The organism is Avibacterium sp. 20-129, assembly GCF_026226845.1.
In the GTDB taxonomy this organism is placed as follows: domain Bacteria; phylum Pseudomonadota; class Gammaproteobacteria; order Enterobacterales; family Pasteurellaceae; genus Avibacterium.
This window is the reverse complement of record NZ_JAKKOE010000001.1, coordinates 1,564,246-1,581,309: the sequence shown is the minus strand read 5'-3', so window position 1 is coordinate 1,581,309 and position 17,064 is coordinate 1,564,246. Positions and strand designations below refer to the sequence as shown.

The window sequence follows — 17,064 nt, the reverse complement described above, 5'->3', positions numbered from 1 at the left end:
TTGTTTCTTCTCCTACATTGATGTCATCTGGTTGACCATCGCCATTGGTATCGACTTTCACGCCCGTTACCGTTAATGGGTCTCCATTTGGATCACGGTCATTCTCTAGCACGTTACCTGTCGCTGGCGCATCGCTGCTGCCTGTCGCGGTATCTGCGGCGGCTTCTGGAGCGGCATTTTCATTACCATTGGTGACCGTTAAGGTCGAAGACGCTTCACCACCTTTACCATCAGACACCGTGTAAGTAATTTGTGGTAACTCACCGGTATAGTTCTCTGCTGGTGTAACCGTATAAGTACCGTCTTTATTCACCAACACTTTACCGATTTCTTTACCTGTGTTGTCCGTCAAGGTCGTTTCTGTGCCAACTGGAATGTCATCTGCTTGACCATCACCATTAGTATCGACTTTCACGCCCGTTACCGTTAATGGGTCTCCATTTGGATCACGGTCATTCTCTAGCACGTTACCTGTCGCCGGCGCATCGTTGCTGCCTTTCGCGGTATCTGGTTCAGCTATAGGATCTTCATTTACATCAGCATCAGCGTCGGCATCAGCATCCGCATCCGCATCGGCGTCAGCATCCGCATCTGCATCAGCGTCAGCATCCGCATCGGCATCAGCGTCGGCATCTGCATCGGCGTCTGCATCAGCGTCAGCATCCGCATCTGCGTCTGCATCAGCATCGGCGTCAGCATCCGCATCGGCGTCAGCATCTGCATCTGCATCAGCGTCAGCATCCGCATCGGCGTCAGCATCTGCATCGGCATCAGCATCAGCATCCGCGTCGGCATCTGCATCGGCGTCTGCATCAGCGTCAGCATCCGCATCTGCGTCAGCATCCGCATCTGCGTCAGCATCCGCATCGGCGTCTGCATCGGCATCCGCGTCAGCATCCGCATCGGCATCCGCGTCAGCATCAGCATCAGCGTCTGCATCCGCATCGGCATCCGCGTCAGCATCAGCATCTGCGTCTGCATCGGCATCCGCATCAGCGTCGGCATCGGCATCAGCATCAGCATCCGCGTCGGCATCCGCATCGGCGTCAGCATCGGCGTCAGCATCCGCGTCGGCATCTGCGTCAGCGTCAGCATCTGCATCAGCATCCGCATCGGCATCGGCATCGGCGTCAGCATCCGCATCAGCGTCTGCATCGGCGTCAGCATCGGCGTCAGCATCCGCATCAGCGTCTGCATCGGCATCATCTATACCTTTAGCAATATCTTTATCCTCTGGACTGATATTACCTGAGCCATCTTTAGCTTTCGATACTATTTCTGAACCATCTTGAACTTTATCTGCTGGAATTGTCACCACACCGGTTTCTGGATCGACCGTAACACCTGGATTTTCATCAGGATTTTTCACGCTCCAGTTGCCGTCTTCATCTTTTTCCGTTACCACCGTATGTGGATTACCCTCTTCATCTGTATAGCGGGTTTCCACTTCTTTGGTGTCTTCCTCTGATGGTGGGGTGATTGTGACTGAACCATCCTCTTGGGCTTCTACATCTGGGGCGGTTGGTGATGTCACATCTTTTGCCGTGTCTTTATCTGCTGGGCTTTCATTTCCTGCCTCGTCTTTGGCTTTCGATACGACCTCAGACCCGTCTTTCACTTTGTCTTCTGGAATTGTCACCACACCGGTTTCTGGATCGACCGTAACACCTGGATTTTCCTCTGGGTTTTTCACGCTCCAGTTGCCGTCCTCATCTTTTTCCGTTACCACCGTATGTGGATTACCCTCTTCATCTGTATAGCGGGTTTCCACTTCTTTGGTGTCTTCCTCTGATGGTGGGGTGATTGTGACTGAACCATCCTCTTGGGCTTCTACATCTGGCTTACCTGTTGGGGTCACATCTTTTGCCGTATCTTTATCTGCTGGGCTTTCATTTCCTGCCTCGTCTTTGGCTTTCGATACGACCTCAGACCCGTCTTTCACTTTGTCTTCTGGAATAGTCACCACACCGGTTTCTGGATCGACCGTAACACCCGGATTTTCATCTGGGTTTTTCACGCTCCAGTTGCCGTCTTCATCTTTTTCCGTTACCACCGTATGTGGATTACCCTCTTCATCTGTATAGCGGGTTTCCACTTCTTTGGTGTCTTCCTCTGATGGTGGGGTGATTGTGACTGAGCCATCCTCTTGCGCTTCTACATCTGGCTTACCTGTTGGGGTCACATCTTTTGCCGTGTCTTTATCTGCCGGGCTTTCATTTCCTGCCTCGTCTTTGGCTTTCGATACGACCTCAGACCCGTCTTTCACTTTGTCTTCTGGAATTGTCACCACACCGGTTTCTGGATCGACCGTAACACCCGGATTTTCATCTGGGTTTTTCACGCTCCAGTTGCCGTCTTCACCTTTTTCCGTTACCACCGTATGTGGATTACCCTCTTCATCTGTATAGCGGGTTTCCACTTCTTTGGTGTCTTCCTCTGATGGTGGGGTGATTGTGACTGAGCCATCCTCTTGGGCTTCTACATCTGGCTTACCTGTTGGGGTCACATCTTTTGCCGTATCTTTATCTACTGGGCTTTCATTTCCTGCCTCGTCTTTGGCTTTCGATACGACCTCAGACCCGTCTTTCACTTTGTCTTCTGGAATTGTCACCACACCGGTTTCTGGATCGACCGTAACACCCGGATTTTCCTCTGGGTTTTTCACGCTCCAGTTGCCGTCTTCATCTTTTTCCGTTACCACCGTATGTGGATTACCCTCTTCATCTGTATAGCGGGTTTCCACTTCTTTGGTGTCTTCCTCTGATGGTGGGGTGATTGTGACTGAGCCATCCTCTTGCGCTTCTACATCTGGGGCGGTTGGTGATGTCACATCTTTTGCCGTGTCTTTATCTGCTGGGCTTTCATTTCCTGCCTCGTCTTTGGCTTTCGATACGACCTCAGACCCGTCTTTCACTTTATCTTCTGGAATTGTCACCACACCGGTTTCTGGATCGACCGTAACACCCGGATTTTCATCTGGGTTTTTCACGCTCCAGTTGCCGTCCTCATCTTTTTCCGTTACCACCGTATGTGGATTCCCCTCTTCATCTGTATAGCGGGTTTCCACTTCTTTGGTGTCTTCCTCTGATGGTGGGGTGATTGTGACTGAACCATCCTCTTGGGCTTCTACATCTGGCTTACCTGTTGGGGTCACATCTTTTGCCGTATCTTTATCTGCTGGGCTTTCATTTCCTGCCTCGTCTTTGGCTTTCGATACGACCTCTGACCCGTCTTTCACTTTATCTTCTGGAATTGTGACCACACCGGTTTCTGGATCGACCGTAACACCCGGATTTTCCTCTGGGTTTTTCACGCTCCAGTTGCCGTCTTCATCTTTTTCCGTTACCACCGTATGTGGATTACCCTCTTCATCTGTATAGCGGGTTTCCACTTCTTTGGTGTCTTCCTCTGATGGTGGGGTGATTGTGACTGAGCCATCCTCTTGCGCTTCTACATCTGGGGCGGTTGGTGATGTCACATCTTTTGCCGTGTCTTTATCTGCTGGGCTTTCATTTCCTGCCTCGTCTTTGGCTTTCGATACGACCTCAGACCCGTCTTTCACTTTATCTTCTGGAATTGTCACCACACCGGTTTCTGGATCGACCGTAACACCCGGATTTTCATCTGGGTTTTTCACGCTCCAGTTGCCGTCCTCATCTTTTTCCGTTACCACCGTATGTGGATTCCCCTCTTCATCTGTATAGCGGGTTTCCACTTCTTTGGTGTCTTCCTCTGATGGTGGGGTGATTGTGACTGAACCATCCTCTTGGGCTTCTACATCTGGCTTACCTGTTGGGGTCACATCTTTTGCCGTATCTTTATCTGCTGGGCTTTCATTTCCTGCCTCGTCTTTGGCTTTCGATACGACCTCAGACCCGTCTTTCACTTTGTCTTCTGGAATAGTCACCACACCGGTTTCTGGATCGACCGTAACACCTGGATTTTCATCAGGGTTTTTCACGCTCCAGTTGCCATCTTCATCTTTTTCCGTTACCACCGTATGTGGATTACCCTCTTCATCTGTATAGCGGGTTTCCACTTCTTTGGTGTCTTCCTCTGATGGTGGGGTGATCGTGACTGAGCCATCCTCTTGCGCTTCTACATCTGGGGCGGCTGGAGCAATGGTATCTGTGTCGTTATTTCCACTACTATGCCCACCTTTAACTGCTCCCACAAAGAAAAGTGGAAGTAACGCGAGCAACCACAATGGATTAAAAGCCCAAAACGCACCAATTGGTTCTCCACCCAATGCTTGACCCGCAGAAACCTGATCATCCAACTCAGTTACAGCATCTGCTTGTAATGTACTTTCTGGGACATAAGGGTAAACCTCACCATTTTCGTAAGTACCTACAAGTAGGCTATCTTTATATGCCCCAACTTCTTCATCATAATAATTACTAATAATTAAATCAGGATTTTCAATTTTTGATCCTTCAAACGCGATTTTCAAATCTTTACCATCACGTTTAATCATAATATTTTCCGGAGCAAAGCCCGTCTTATTATCAATTAACTGATAATTCACTTTACTTTGTGCGGAAACCGTTGTTACTTTTCCTGCTCCAGCCTTTAAATTAACTGTTTCAAGCGTTTCTTTAGCACTATTAATCTTTAATGTTATATTTCTAGCCATAATATTTTACCTTTTCCTTACTACTTATCCCCGTGTACAACAATACTTACACGACGATTCGGCTGATCACAGGCTCTACGAGCAATCGTATTCTTTGGATAACGAACTTTACAATCAGCGACTAACGGCTGGCTTTCACCTCGACCTTCAAACTTAACGAAACTCGCATTAACCCCTTCCGATACCAATGCTTTTTTCACCGTTTCTGCACGTTTAACCGAAAGTTTTTGGTTATAATTTGCATTTCCTTCAGGATCGGTATAACCAATTACTGTAACATCGCCAATTTTATCTGGCATTTGCTTAATCTCTTTTGCAATAGCGACAATTTCTTGTTTACCTTTAGGAAGCATATTGGCGTAATCTGAACGATCAAATTTGAATAATGCCGAAGCCTCAAGGTTAAATTTCTTCAACACTTTCGGACATTCTTTCAAATGATCAACGCGAGAAAGGGTGTGAGTTTGTTTTGGCATACCGTTAAGGTCTGCCTTAGCTTGCTCTTCAGAAACCTGAATAATGGTAGGTCTGCCATTTACATTAGCAACTTTGAAAAAAGATACTTGATTTACAGCTAAGTCATAGAAGTTACCTTCTCTTTCTTTCGCCTGATACCCTGGATCTTGATGCGTAAATTCACCATAAATCTTTTGATTTTCTGCACAAACAGTTTCTTGGCGATAAGCATTTGGTTGCAGAGAAGCTAAATATTCACTGTTAATGTAAACATTTATTGTAGGACCGTCGATCACATCTGATTGACGATAAACTACGATAGAGGAACGCCCCTCTGGAACGTCATTGCTATACGGTACGTTTTTTGTATCAACCCAAGTTAACTTTTGTGTTGAACATCCTGTTAACGCAAGAGGAAACAATACCCAAGCTAACTTTTGATATTTAAATCTCATAAAGTTGGAACTCCTATCCATTCAAATGTAGCATTGAGGCTACATAAAAATGAACAATAAAAGATGATTCGATTTAATAATAATTAAATCTAAAATAGAACTTCCTTTTTCCATCAAATTTAATTTCTTAACAAATTCATCTTAACGTCATATCAGATGGACACTATCTGAAAGTTAATCAGTACTACAATGCTAACAATTAAAGATGTACTAAAGAAACGCCAATAATAGCAACACCAAATTTATGAAGTTGCTACATAAAAAGGACTTACTTTCAAGTAATAAGGTTGGTAGTTATTGGTTCTTTAGGTTTAAATAGCATCAAATTTAATGCTTAAAAAATTCTTCCCTGACCAAATTATTAGTAGTCCCTAATTAAAAGAGAATACAAATTGATTATGCATTAAACAAAATCTATTGTTTTCTCATTTTTAATAATCAATGATTATTTTTTCAGCTTAAAAAGCATACAAAAATGCTTTATAAGCGTGACTAATTATATCAATTGATGAAAAAACAAGCCACCCCCCCCCTAGCACTTTTTTTTTTCAAAATCTTTGACAAAAATCAATTTTTTGCCAGCTTACTCGTTTACATCAAAAAATATTTCACGCTTTTCTAATTTTTTTATCTGATTTAAAGGCTAAAAATAATACAAAATAGTAAGTGCGGTGTTTTTTTGAAAATTTTTCGCAAAAAAATAACCGCACTTGCTGAGCCTTCAAGTGCAGTTATTTTCTTATTGTAAAATAAATACAATTAATGTTGTTTCTGCAATAATCCATTTAATCCAATAGAATTAGATGCCTTTAACAATACCAAATCGTTCTGCTTCAGTATATTAGGCAATGCGACTTTCAATGCCTCTACATTCTCAAATGCCAAATAACTACGCTGAGCTTGTTTCAAGACACTTGCCACAACGCGACTAACACTTTTTCCGACTAATGCAATATGGCGTACATTCATTTTTGCCAAGCGTTCCCCTAGCTCATAATGATATTTATCACTATCAACACCAAGCTCTAGCATATCGCCAATAATTAATACTTTATTTTCAGGGTTTCCCAATTGAGCAAAATGTTCTAGAGAGGCTGACATTGATAAAGGATTTGCATTGTAAGCATCATCAATGACCTCAATATCTAGCTCATTAAACTCTACACGAAAGCACTCACCTCGTCCTTGAACAGGTAAAAATGAAGATAATCCCTCGCAAACCTTTTTTATATCAAAATGAAAAGAATAAGAAATAGCTAAAGCCACCATTGCATTTAATACAAAATGCTTCCCACTAGCAGCAAGTGTCAGCTTTACCTTTGAAGCATCAGGAAGTTTAATTGTGGAAACTTCGTGACTATATTCAAGTAATTTTATATCCGCTTGAGAATGCTCCCCATAAGTTAGTACAAGCAATCCTTTTGCTTCCGCTAAAGAATAAATTAGCTCAAACTGCGGAATATCACGACAAATTATCGCCAAACTTCCCTTTTTCATTCCATTAAAAATGCGTGCTTTTTTAAGTGCGATATTCTCAATCGTTTTATGATATTCAAGATGAGCTGGGGCAATATTCGTAATAATCGCAATATCGGGCTGAGCCAACTGAGTGTTCAAATTCATATTGCCAATTGCCATTTCTAGTACCCAGAAATTGGCAGATTGCGCCATTGATGCCATATTCCAAGCAATGCCTATCGGCAAATTTGCACTCGCTAGCGTTTGCTCAGTTTTACTAATTTGATTTAAGGAATGCGCCAACATACAAACCGTTGTTGTTTTCCCCGCACTACCTGTCACACCAATCACTTTACCATTAAACGCATTTCTTGTGGCTAATCCAATATTTAATACTGCTCGACGAATATCTTTCACGCATAACACAGGCGCATCTGTCGCATAAGTTGCGGTTTCATCGTCAGTTATCACGCCTGCTGCCCCACGTTTTAATAAAGCATTCACACTCACTCTAGGCAAATACCCTTGCGCCATACTTTTACTGCGTTCAACCAATAAATAACCTGTTTTAAAATTTTTGGGCCACGCACAAACCCCTGCCACACGCCATTCATCTTTTGGTGGCACAAGCCAGCGTCCATTCGCAATTTCCGGTAGCGTCCACTTATTTAATGGCTCAGGCTTCTCCACACTTTTCTCATCAGTATTTTGATGAATATGTTCTTTTAATAATTTATGATAGCCAACCAATCCAGATAAATAATGCTCCACATCATCTATTCGTACACGGAATGCGTGATGTCTGATAAAAAAGCCATACAAAATACTTTGCGGTTTTTTAAAAAACATTGCCACTTCAGGAAAGAAAAATCCATTCACCAAATATTTCGCGCGATTATGTAATGCGTCATAAAATGCAGGTACATCAAAATTTGCTAAAACTTCCTTTTTATATTCTGGAAAGGATTCTAATTTTATTAGCATTTGATGAAATGCCACTGATAATTCTAACAATGTAGGAAACGTTGTAATTCGATTTCGAATAAAGCTGATATAACCAGCTACATTACGCACAGCAAAAGCAAAGTATTTTTTCTCTGGTACATACTTCACCAGTTCATTAGAACAATAAGATAACCAATGGTCGTGGGCTTTTTCGTGTTTATTTGCAATAAAATAATCAAATGCATTCACCACACAATCCAACCAACGTTTATCTTTGGTAAGCCCATAAAGCCGCATCAATCCAAAAGCGGCTTCTCCGTCATAATAAATAATTCGATTTTCTTCTTTAACAGATAAATCATTCGCATTTAAAACGTGTATAAATGCCCCATTTTCTTTTTGCATCGCACAGATACCATAAGCCAATTTCTCACATAACATTAAATAATGGTTTTTATGTGGTGTATCTGGAAAAACCATTAAATATTTCGTCAATGCCAAAATCGCCACGGCATTTGCACCTAATTTAATTTCATTTCCCGTATCAATGACGTAAGACTTCTCACCATAATCTCGAATGGATTGTGTCAATAAATAATCTAATGCTTTATCAATCTGTTGTTTAATTTCAATAAAAATATGTTCATCAACAATTACAACTCCATCTTCTACTTGTTGACGATAAGCTTCATATCCTTCCAGCAAAGCATACGTACTGCTTGTATGGCGTAATGTATTATAGGTGGGAATCACGCGGTCAAAACAAGGGAAATACCCATATTCATAGACGCCATTTTCTTTTACTTGTTTTGATAAATAAGTAGTTGATAAACGAATTAATTCCTGAACTTCATCTAAACCAAAAGGTTCAATTTTACGATGTCCTTGATAACGTGGCTGAGTATCTAGCTGGTAATAATCATTTTTTTCCACATCAAGAAAAAAACCCGCGGTCTGGAAAATACGTATTTCCTCATTATCTGCAAAAGTTGGCATTTGGCTACTACCGTGACGAGCCTTAATATAGCGCTCCAAATTTCTCTGATTAACGCCAGCCGATACTTCATCAGCGCCAACATACAAACACGCATTGGCATTTAATTCCATTTCCGTTAAAAGTAACCAAGGCTCTCTTTCACCTTTAAAAGCAATACCCGCACGGAAATAATTACGCTTATAGCGAGATAAATCAGACTTAAATTTTCCCCATTCCATTGCAGTGGAATTCAATGCCCATTCAATACGAATATATTTAATTGGATTTTCAAATTTCGATTGTAATAATGATAAATGAGAAATAATTTTTTTACTTAAATCTGCTGCAATAACTAATTTTTCATCTACCCATAATGTTTTAACTTTCGCTCTTTCTACACCATCACTGACTGATAAAATAATGGCTTTAGACAACGGGTGAGATAAATTATTTATTCTATTATTTTTTAATATATTACAAACAGCTAATACTAACTTTTCCATATTTACACCTTAAAAATATTTATTGCTAAAAATTATCTCTTACAACCCTATTTGCGGAAAATATTGCTCAGTGAGTTCCACCAAATTCTGCAAAGAAATTAACCGCACTTTATTTTCATCATTATTTACAAAGTGCGGTGCGATTTTTTGTAAATTTCTGGCGTGAATGTCGTTTTCTAGCACATAATAAGGCTGGCTTAATTGCGCGAAAAGCTCAGGGTGTTTGAGAGGAAGAAGTACGCCGTCTTGCCACAATACAAGGCAATCTTGTTGGGTGAAATGAGCAAAATAACGGGCGAGGGTTTGGCTGTCGTAATCCGCTTTGGCGAAGGTATAAAGCATAATGATTTCCTGAAAAAAGAATGAAACGAAACAGGTTAAAATGTCAGTACTTTTTCTGCCTGTTGTAATTTTTCCATTAACTCGGCACGGGGGAGTATTTCGCAATCGATCAGCCAATTTGTTTTTTCAAGCTGTAAGGCTTGCACCGATTGTTGGCACAGATAACGCTGTTCAATATCGTATAAATCGAGCAATTTAAAAGGCTGGCTCACGTTTTTTTGTAAAATTTCTTCGCTTTTTTGATAAGCAATTAAATTAAAAATCCCGTCATCTAAGAAAAATACGGCAATTTCACTTTCATCACAAAAAGCAGTGGCGGCAAGTAGGGCATCTAAACCTTCTCGGCTTGTTGCTGTGCCGTAAGGCGGTTGGGTAAATACAAAAGCCAGTTTAATCATAGGGTTATCACTCGATCTGCTTGCAATAACGCTTGGCTAAATTCGCCGAGTCCGGCTAACACAAAGTTTTCTGCTAAATTATTTTGTTGTTTATCTTTGCTGCTTAATGCGTCCACAATACCTCGGCGTTGTGAAGCGGCAATACAAAGATGCAAAGGAATGTTATGCTGTTTGCTCAGGGTTTGCCAATGTTGTTGTAAATTAAATTCGTCATTAGCGGGATAGACAAAACCGTTGCCGTTGCTTACGCCATTTTGCATAAAAAACACTTGGCTGATTTGATGCCCTTTTTCAATCAAGGCTTGGGCAAGTTGGTAGGCAAGAAATGCACCTTGTGAACCATAAATAGGCTGTTTTACGGCGATGACATAACGCATTATTTAAGCTCATCTTGTTTAATTTGGCGAATATACAAATACACGGTATGACGAGAAATATCTAAGCGTTCCGCCACTAAATTAATTGCATCTTTAATATCAAAAATGCCTTTTTCATATAAAGAAAGGACAATTTGACGATTTTTATTGTTATTCGCAACTTGGGGATCGGTGCTAATTTCTTCTACCGTTTGTTCGATGGTTTGGCTAACTAATTCCTCAACAGAACTGGCAAAATTCACTTCTGAAGCAGAATGTTGTTCCGCAGGGGGCATTAATGCTTGAATAAATTGGTTCACGGGGACATCTAAATTGATATTGATACATAATAAACCGATGATCCGTTTTTCACGATTACGAATCGCAATGGTCACTGATTTCATCAATGCGTTACCCTTTGCGCGGGTAAAATAGGGCTTGGAAACATTCTCCGTTTGCATTGTTTTGAGCGATTTCAACGCAAAATCCGTAATGGGCGAGCCAACTCGACGATGGGTATTATGCCCGTTAGCAATGCAAATGGCAGAATGCTCAAAGTCTTCAAGAGAATGTAGCACAATTTCACAATGACTGCCGATTAATGCACTCACACCATCTACTACTGCGACATAAGAGGTTAAAATAGCACGATCTTCATCCGTAAAAGGGCGTCTATCTGTTAGCATTGGTTTTTTCTCAAAATGATGGAAAAATCGACCGCACTTTGCTTTTAAGAAATAAAGTGCGGTCGTTTTTGATTATTTTTTCTCAGGGATTACGTCTAATACTTCAACCGTAAAATATAACGTTGCATTTGGTGGAATTGGGCCTGCGCCTTGTTTACCATAAGCTAGGTCAGCAGGAATTAATAAATCAATTTTACCGCCTTTTTTCACGAGCTGAAGTCCTTCCGTCCAGCCCTTAATGACTTGATTTAATTTGAATTCTGCTGGCTGACCACGTTCAACAGAACTGTCAAATACCGTGCCATCTGCTAATTTGCCTGTGTAATGTACTTTCACTTTATCTTCAGGTTTGATCGCCACGCCTTCGCCTGCTTTTTCAATGCGATACATTAAGCCAGAAGCAGTTTTTTTCGCGCCCTCTTTTTTCATAAATTCAGCGGTAAATTTCTCATTTTCAGCGTTCACTTTTGCTTGACGTGCCTCATAGACTTTGTCGCCAATCACTTTTAATTTTTCTTGAACTTGCTGTTCGGTGAGATCGCCTTTTCCGTCTAAAGCATCTTTTACCCCTTGTAATACACGGGTTTTGTCATAATTGATCACATCTTTTTGATCATTAATTAAGGTCTCAAGGAATTGTTTTCCTGTGGCATAACCCACCACATAAGAAGCTTCATCATTGAAATTTTTATCCGTTGCTTGATTAGCAAAAACGGAGCTAGAAACCACCGCACTTAATGCGAGGGTGATAAGAGAGAATTTTTGAATTTTTAACATTGTTTATCATCCTTTATAATGAATCGGAATTTTTGATAGGTTAAATTGTATTGCACAATTTAACAACCATTATTTAAGGATTATTTATGCAAATTCAACTTGAACACGCAAAACAAATTGCCGAATTAGAAACAAAAGTGGCATTTCAGGAACAGGCTATTGAGGAATTAAACCAAGCCTTAGTGGAACAACAATTTATACTTGAGAAAATGCAGTTACAGCTACGTCATTTAGCGGCGAAGTTAAAAGATTTGCAACCTTCCAATATTGCGAGTCAAGCAGAAGAAACGCCGCCACCTCATTATTAAACACAGAAAAAAGGCTAATCACAAGGATTAGCCAAAGGTTTTTATAGGAAGTTTCTAATTTATGCTATGGGATTAATATTTATTTTGCGAAATAGTTTTCTAGATCGTCGCTACCGCCAATGTATTCTCCACCGATGAAGACTTGTGGTACGCTTGTTTTACCTGTAATAGCACGCACAGAAATGGTACTTGCATCACGGCCTAACACGATTTCTTCAAAGGTGTAACCTTTCACTTTTAATAACCCTTTTGCTTTCGCACAGAATGGGCAACCCGGTTTAGTGAAGATTGATACCGAAGGTTTTGCTTGCCAATCAGGTTTTAAATATTTGATCATTGTATCGGCATCAGAGACTTTGAACGGATCACCCGGTTCATTTGGCTCAATAAACATTTTTTCCACCACGCCATTACGCACAAGCATTGAATAACGCCAAGAACGTTTACCAAAACCAAGGTCATCTTTATCAACAAGCATCCCCATACCTTCAGTAAATTCACCGTTACCATCTGGAATTACGGTGATGTTTTCTGCTTCTTGATCCGCTTTCCACGCGTTCATTACGAAGGTATCGTTTACGGATAAACAGATAATATCGTCCACACCTAATGCTTTGAATTCACAAGCTAATTCATTATAACGTGGTAAGTGTGTTGATGAACAAGTTGGGGTAAATGCGCCCGGTAATGAAAATAACACTACCGTTTTGTTATCAAATAATTCTGAGGTGGTGATATCAACCCATTGATCACCTTGACGAGTATGGAATGTTACTTGAGGAACTTTTTTTCCTTCCATTGTTGCTGTCATCATCTTTCTCCTATTGCGATTAAAGTAATGATTTCTTATTGACGGGGTGAATTATAGTGAAAATCATGATATAGTTACAAACGATTAATACCTATCCTTTTAATTGTTCCTTTCTATGATGAGGAAAGCTGAGGAAAATATGAATATCCGTGATTTAGAATATTTAGTCGCACTCGCCGAACATAAACATTTTCGTCGTGCTGCCGATGCTTGCCACGTTAGCCAACCAACCTTAAGCGGACAAATCCGCAAGTTGGAAGATGAACTGGGCATAATTTTATTAGAACGTACTAGCCGTAAAGTATTATTTACTCAATCGGGTTTACTTCTTGTAGAACAAGCACGCACCGTATTACGCGAAGTCAAAGTGCTAAAAGAAATGGCAAGCAATCAAGGCAAAGAAATGACTGGGCCATTGCATATTGGAATGATTCCAACTCTTGGACCTTATCTTTTACCTTACATTATGCCAGCGCTGAAACAAGCCTTTCCTGATTTAGAGCTATTTTTATATGAAGCACAAACTCACCAGCTGTTAGAACAACTGGAAAGTGGACGTTTAGACTGTGCCATTCTTGCCACAGTGCCAGAAACGGAAGCCTTTATTGAAGTGCCATTATTTAAAGAAAAAATGTTGCTTGCCATTTCTCAAGAACACGCTTGGGCAAAAGAAAAAAGTATCCCAATGGACAAATTGAAAGGTTGTGAAATGCTGATGTTAGATGACGGTCATTGCTTACGTGATCAAGCGCTGGGCTATTGCTTCACCGCAGGGGCAAAAGAAAATCCACATTTCCAAGCCACCAGCCTTGAAACCTTACGCAATATGGTTTCTGCCAATGCAGGAATGACGTTAATGCCGGAGCTTGCGGTATTAAACGAAGGGAACCGAACTGGAGTAAAATACCTTCCTTGTGTGCCTGAGCCTTCACGCACTGTGGCATTAATTTATCGTCCCGGCTCACCGCTAAGAATGCGTTATGAACGTGTGGCAAACACCATTAGCCAGATTATCTCCCCAATCCTTCAGCAAAAATAAGAGGGCAAAATGGCAGGTGTTCGTGCAATTCAAAAAGAAAAAACCAGACGTGCATTAATCAGTGCCGCATTTAATCAGCTCAGCGCAGAAAAAAGTTTTTCCAATCTGAGCTTGCGTGAAGTGGCGAGAGAAGCGGGCATTGCCCCCACCTCTTTTTATCGCCACTTTCGCGATATGGACGAACTCGGATTAGAAATGGTTGATGAAGCCGGTCTAATGCTCCGCCAATTAATGCGCCAAGCACGCAAACGGCTAGAAAATGGTGGAAGCGTTATTGTGATTTCGGTCAATACTTTCTTTGAATTTATCACGCACAGCTCTAACGTTTTCCGTCTTTTATTGCGTGAAAGCTCTGGTACTTCGCACGCTTTCCGCACAGCGGCAGCACGCGAGATTAAACATTTTATTGATGAACTGGCAGAATATATCGCCGAACGTAATGGCTATTCGCGCCACATTGCGTATATCCAAGCAGAAGGCATTGTTACGCTGGTATTTACTGCGGGCGCAAATGCGTTGGATATGAATAAGGAAGAGCGTGAGTTGCTCAAAGAACGGGTGATCTTACAACTGCGAATGCTGGCTAAAGGTGCCGCCTATGCAGCCCAAAAGGAAAAGCCCATCAAATAAAGTGCGGTGCTTTTTGAGTCAATTTTTTCAACAAAAAACCTGCTTAATCGCAGGTTTTCTTTTATTAACCGTTAGGCTTTTTGCAACTGTTTTTTCAGCTTGGTCAGTTTGTCTTTCATACGCTGACGCTTAAGCGGAGAAAGATAATCAGCAAAAACAATACCATTTAAATGATCAATTTCGTGCTGGATACAGATCGCCAATAAGCCATCGGCATTAAGTAAAAAATCTTTACCATTTTTGTCTAATGCGCGTACTGTAAGTTTTTCTTTACGTGGCACAAAACCATTCATTCCCGGTAAAGACAAACAACCTTCTTCAATGCCTGTTTCGCCAGAACTTTCGATAATTTCAGGGTTAATTAACACAATTTGATTTTCTTTCGTGCCTTCAATGTCGATCACAATCACACGACGGTGTACATCAACTTGGGTTGCTGCTAAGCCGATCCCTTGTTCGTGATACATTGTTTCAAACATATTCTCAATCAACTGGTGTAATTCTTGGTCAAATGTTTCCACCGGTTGCGCGACGGTTTTAAGGCGCTCATCGGGGTAAATCAATACATCAAGTAATGCCATAAATTCATTATTCCTTTGCTAAAACTGTCGGCATAGTTTAACGGCTTTCCGCTAAAACGCCAATAAAAACAACCGCACATTGCGTTTTTCACCCAATAAAAGCGCCGCATAAATATGCGGCATTAAGCGAATATGATCTTCCTTTTAATCACGGAAGTTATTAAATTGGAAAGGTTGCCCTAGTTCGGCATTTTTCACTAATTGAATCACAGCTTGCAAGTCATCACGAGATTTTCCTGTAACACGCACTTGCTCTCCTTGAATTTGAGTTTGTACTTTGAGCTTAGATTCTTTGATCAACTTAGTGAGCTTTTTCGCCATCTCCGTTTCGATCCCTTGTTTCAGCTTAATTTCTTTGCTGAAGGTTTTTCCGCTATGCTCATATTCAGTAGGAATATCCAATGATGCAGAATCAATGCCACGCTTAATACAGGCATTACGCAAAATATCTACCAACTGCTCTACTTGGAAATCCGATTCACTTGCTACTTTAATGGTGTCATTTTTTTCGTTTAGTTCGATAGAAGAAGGCACATTGCGGAAATCCCAACGGTTTGCTAAATCACGGTTGGCATTTTCTACCGCGTTACGCACTTCGTGTGCGTCTAATTCAGAGACAATATCAAATGAAGGCATCATTACTCCTCGTTTTTCGTTATTCGGTCATTCGCACCTAAAATACATAACAGTGCGGTTAAGTTGGCAAAGTTTACCACAATTTGTGCTTGTTGTTGCACTTTCGGTTTAGCGTGGAATGCCACCCCTAAATTTGCGACGTTCATCATTGCTAAATCATTTGCGCCATCACCAATAGCAACTGTGTTTTCCATTGGCACGCCATATTGTTCGGCTAATTGACGCAAGGTTTCCGCTTTATATTGCGCATCCACTACGCGACCTTGTACTTCACCGGTTAACATACCGTCCACAATCTCAAATTGATTGGAAACTGCCACATCAAGCCCTAATTCGGCTTTTAAATAATCGGCAAAATAAGTGAAGCCACCTGAGGCAATTGCCGTTCGCCAACCATATTTTTGCAAACCTTGAATGGTTTCGCGTAAACCTGAGGTGAGTGGTAATTTCTCTCGCACTTGTTGCAAAATTGTTTCCTTAGCCCCTTTTAATGTAGCGACACGGCGACGCAAGCTTTGCTCAAAATCTAATTCACCACGCATTGCTTGCTCGGTGATTTCAGATACCAGCTCACCGGTGCCAGCCAATTTCGCAATTTCATCAATACACTCAATTTGAATGGCAGTGGAATCCATATCCATCACTAATAAGCCTTTTTTCTGCAAGCGGGCAGAAAAATTGAGTAATGCAATATCCACCTCTAATTGCTGTGCGTAGGCTTGCCATTGTGATTGCCAATAACCTTGTAATAGCACTGCAAGATAATGCCCTTCGAGCCAATAGTCAAAAATGGTAAAATTTTCACCGCACTTCTGTTGGAATTGCTGTAACTTGGCAAGACTTAATGTTTCACCATAAAGCATAAAATAATCTTGTCCTGTGGAAGCAGGTTGTTCCCTTTGCCACGGGCAAGGTAGATTAGGATAGTGTTGTTGTAATTGACTGAGATTTTGTGTTCGCATAGAAAATCCTGTAAATTATCGGCATTTTTACGATTTATTGTGTCGTGCAATCATAAATAGACTAAAATAACGCCTTATTCTAGCTTATTTTGTGAAATCTTGGGGAAAA

The 17,064-nt window shown here is 41.2% G+C and carries 15 protein-coding genes; 3 read left to right on the top strand and 12 right to left on the bottom strand.

From position 1 onward, the window contains the following. The 8 genes from L5B90_RS07520 to L5B90_RS07485 form a co-directional block, all read right to left on the bottom strand. The coding region (locus L5B90_RS07520) for an Ig-like domain-containing protein (RefSeq protein ID WP_265762522.1) at nt 1–4,636 on the bottom strand (4,636 nt) is incomplete at its 3' end. Nucleotides 4,637–4,656: 20 nt separating this feature from the next. Then, nucleotides 4,657–5,547: an OmpA family protein gene (locus tag L5B90_RS07515; protein WP_250363755.1), complete on the bottom strand. Its 891-nt coding sequence runs from the start codon at nt 5,545–5,547 to the stop codon at nt 4,657–4,659. Nucleotides 5,548–6,306: 759 nt separating this feature from the next. Beyond that, nucleotides 6,307–9,429 (bottom strand): UDP-N-acetylmuramoyl-tripeptide--D-alanyl-D-alanine ligase, encoded by a 3,123-nt coding sequence (locus L5B90_RS07510; RefSeq protein ID WP_265762521.1) that lies wholly within the window; start codon nt 9,427–9,429, stop codon nt 6,307–6,309. Between the two features lie 39 nt (nt 9,430–9,468). Beyond that, the gene (locus L5B90_RS07505; RefSeq protein WP_250363757.1) at nt 9,469–9,771 is read right to left on the bottom strand and encodes a DsrH/TusB family sulfur relay protein; all 303 of its coding nucleotides are present in this window, start codon (nt 9,769–9,771) and stop codon (nt 9,469–9,471) included. Between the two features lie 35 nt (nt 9,772–9,806). Then, nucleotides 9,807–10,169: a sulfurtransferase complex subunit TusC gene (gene tusC / locus L5B90_RS07500; RefSeq protein WP_250363758.1), complete on the bottom strand. Its 363-nt coding sequence runs from the start codon at nt 10,167–10,169 to the stop codon at nt 9,807–9,809. Continuing rightward, complete coding sequence (tusD, locus tag L5B90_RS07495; RefSeq protein ID WP_250351174.1) at nt 10,166–10,546, bottom strand: sulfurtransferase complex subunit TusD; 381 nt, start codon at nt 10,544–10,546, stop codon at nt 10,166–10,168. The genes tusC and tusD overlap by 4 nt, the downstream gene beginning before the upstream one ends. Continuing rightward, nucleotides 10,546–11,211: a helix-turn-helix transcriptional regulator gene (locus L5B90_RS07490; RefSeq protein ID WP_250351175.1), complete on the bottom strand. Its 666-nt coding sequence runs from the start codon at nt 11,209–11,211 to the stop codon at nt 10,546–10,548. The genes tusD and L5B90_RS07490 overlap by 1 nt, the downstream gene beginning before the upstream one ends. A 72-nt stretch (nt 11,212–11,283) precedes the next feature. Beyond that, nucleotides 11,284–11,988, bottom strand: a complete 705-nt coding sequence (locus L5B90_RS07485; RefSeq protein ID WP_265762520.1) for an FKBP-type peptidyl-prolyl cis-trans isomerase — start codon at nt 11,986–11,988, stop codon at nt 11,284–11,286. A gap of 86 nt (nt 11,989–12,074) precedes the next feature. On the opposite strand from L5B90_RS07485, the gene L5B90_RS07480 reads away from it, so the two are divergent. Beyond that, nucleotides 12,075–12,296 carry a SlyX family protein gene (locus tag L5B90_RS07480; protein WP_250351177.1) on the top strand — a complete coding sequence of 74 codons (222 nt, stop codon included), beginning with the start codon at nt 12,075–12,077 and terminating at the stop codon, nt 12,294–12,296. Nucleotides 12,297–12,375: 79 nt separating this feature from the next. On the opposite strand, the gene L5B90_RS07475 is transcribed toward L5B90_RS07480, so the two are convergent. After that, nucleotides 12,376–13,110 (bottom strand): glutathione peroxidase, encoded by a 735-nt coding sequence (locus tag L5B90_RS07475; RefSeq protein WP_395896620.1) that lies wholly within the window; start codon nt 13,108–13,110, stop codon nt 12,376–12,378. 136 nt (nt 13,111–13,246) lie between these two features. Here L5B90_RS07475 and oxyR point away from each other — a divergent pair, with 136 nt between their 5' ends. Together oxyR and fabR are read left to right on the top strand one after the other, a co-directional pair. Further along, the gene (gene oxyR / locus L5B90_RS07470) at nt 13,247–14,146 is read left to right on the top strand and encodes a DNA-binding transcriptional regulator OxyR (protein ID WP_265762519.1); all 900 of its coding nucleotides are present in this window, start codon (nt 13,247–13,249) and stop codon (nt 14,144–14,146) included. A gap of 9 nt (nt 14,147–14,155) precedes the next feature. Further along, on the top strand, nt 14,156–14,776 hold the full coding sequence (gene fabR / locus L5B90_RS07465; RefSeq protein ID WP_250351179.1) for an HTH-type transcriptional repressor FabR: 621 nt from the start codon (nt 14,156–14,158) through the stop codon (nt 14,774–14,776). 71 nt (nt 14,777–14,847) lie between these two features. Here the strand turns inward: fabR and def are convergent, their stop codons facing one another. The 3 genes from def to serB all read right to left on the bottom strand — a co-directional run bounded on the left by def (nt 14,848) and on the right by serB (nt 16,955). Beyond that, the gene (gene def, locus L5B90_RS07460) at nt 14,848–15,357 is read right to left on the bottom strand and encodes a peptide deformylase (RefSeq protein ID WP_265762518.1); all 510 of its coding nucleotides are present in this window, start codon (nt 15,355–15,357) and stop codon (nt 14,848–14,850) included. Nucleotides 15,358–15,501: 144 nt separating this feature from the next. Further along, nucleotides 15,502–15,993: a YajQ family cyclic di-GMP-binding protein gene (locus L5B90_RS07455; RefSeq protein ID WP_265762566.1), complete on the bottom strand. Its 492-nt coding sequence runs from the start codon at nt 15,991–15,993 to the stop codon at nt 15,502–15,504. Nucleotides 15,994–15,995: 2 nt separating this feature from the next. Further along, entirely contained in the window at nt 15,996–16,955 is a 960-nt protein-coding gene (serB, locus tag L5B90_RS07450) for a phosphoserine phosphatase (RefSeq protein WP_265762517.1), read from the bottom strand. Nucleotides 16,956–17,064: the final 109 nt, after the last annotated feature.

Bases quoted from the DNA above. Each gene is read 5' to 3' on its own strand.
- L5B90_RS07515 (WP_250363755.1), bottom strand. From the start codon at position 5,547: ATGAGATTTAAATATCAAAAGTTAGCTTGGGTATTGTTTCCTCTTGCG.
- L5B90_RS07510 (WP_265762521.1), bottom strand. From the start codon at position 9,429: ATGGAAAAGTTAGTATTAGCTGTTTGTAATATATTAAAAAATAATAGA.
- L5B90_RS07505 (WP_250363757.1), bottom strand. From the start codon at position 9,771: ATGCTTTATACCTTCGCCAAAGCGGATTACGACAGCCAAACCCTCGCC.
- tusC (WP_250363758.1), bottom strand. From the start codon at position 10,169: ATGATTAAACTGGCTTTTGTATTTACCCAACCGCCTTACGGCACAGCA.
- tusD (WP_250351174.1), bottom strand. From the start codon at position 10,546: ATGCGTTATGTCATCGCCGTAAAACAGCCTATTTATGGTTCACAAGGT.
- L5B90_RS07490 (WP_250351175.1), bottom strand. From the start codon at position 11,211: ATGCTAACAGATAGACGCCCTTTTACGGATGAAGATCGTGCTATTTTA.
- L5B90_RS07485 (WP_265762520.1), bottom strand. From the start codon at position 11,988: ATGTTAAAAATTCAAAAATTCTCTCTTATCACCCTCGCATTAAGTGCG.
- L5B90_RS07480 (WP_250351177.1), top strand. From the start codon at position 12,075: ATGCAAATTCAACTTGAACACGCAAAACAAATTGCCGAATTAGAAACA.
- L5B90_RS07475 (WP_395896620.1), bottom strand. From the start codon at position 13,110: ATGATGACAGCAACAATGGAAGGAAAAAAAGTTCCTCAAGTAACATTC.
- oxyR (WP_265762519.1), top strand. From the start codon at position 13,247: ATGAATATCCGTGATTTAGAATATTTAGTCGCACTCGCCGAACATAAA.
- fabR (WP_250351179.1), top strand. From the start codon at position 14,156: ATGGCAGGTGTTCGTGCAATTCAAAAAGAAAAAACCAGACGTGCATTA.
- def (WP_265762518.1), bottom strand. From the start codon at position 15,357: ATGGCATTACTTGATGTATTGATTTACCCCGATGAGCGCCTTAAAACC.
- L5B90_RS07455 (WP_265762566.1), bottom strand. From the start codon at position 15,993: ATGCCTTCATTTGATATTGTCTCTGAATTAGACGCACACGAAGTGCGT.
- serB (WP_265762517.1), bottom strand. From the start codon at position 16,955: ATGCGAACACAAAATCTCAGTCAATTACAACAACACTATCCTAATCTA.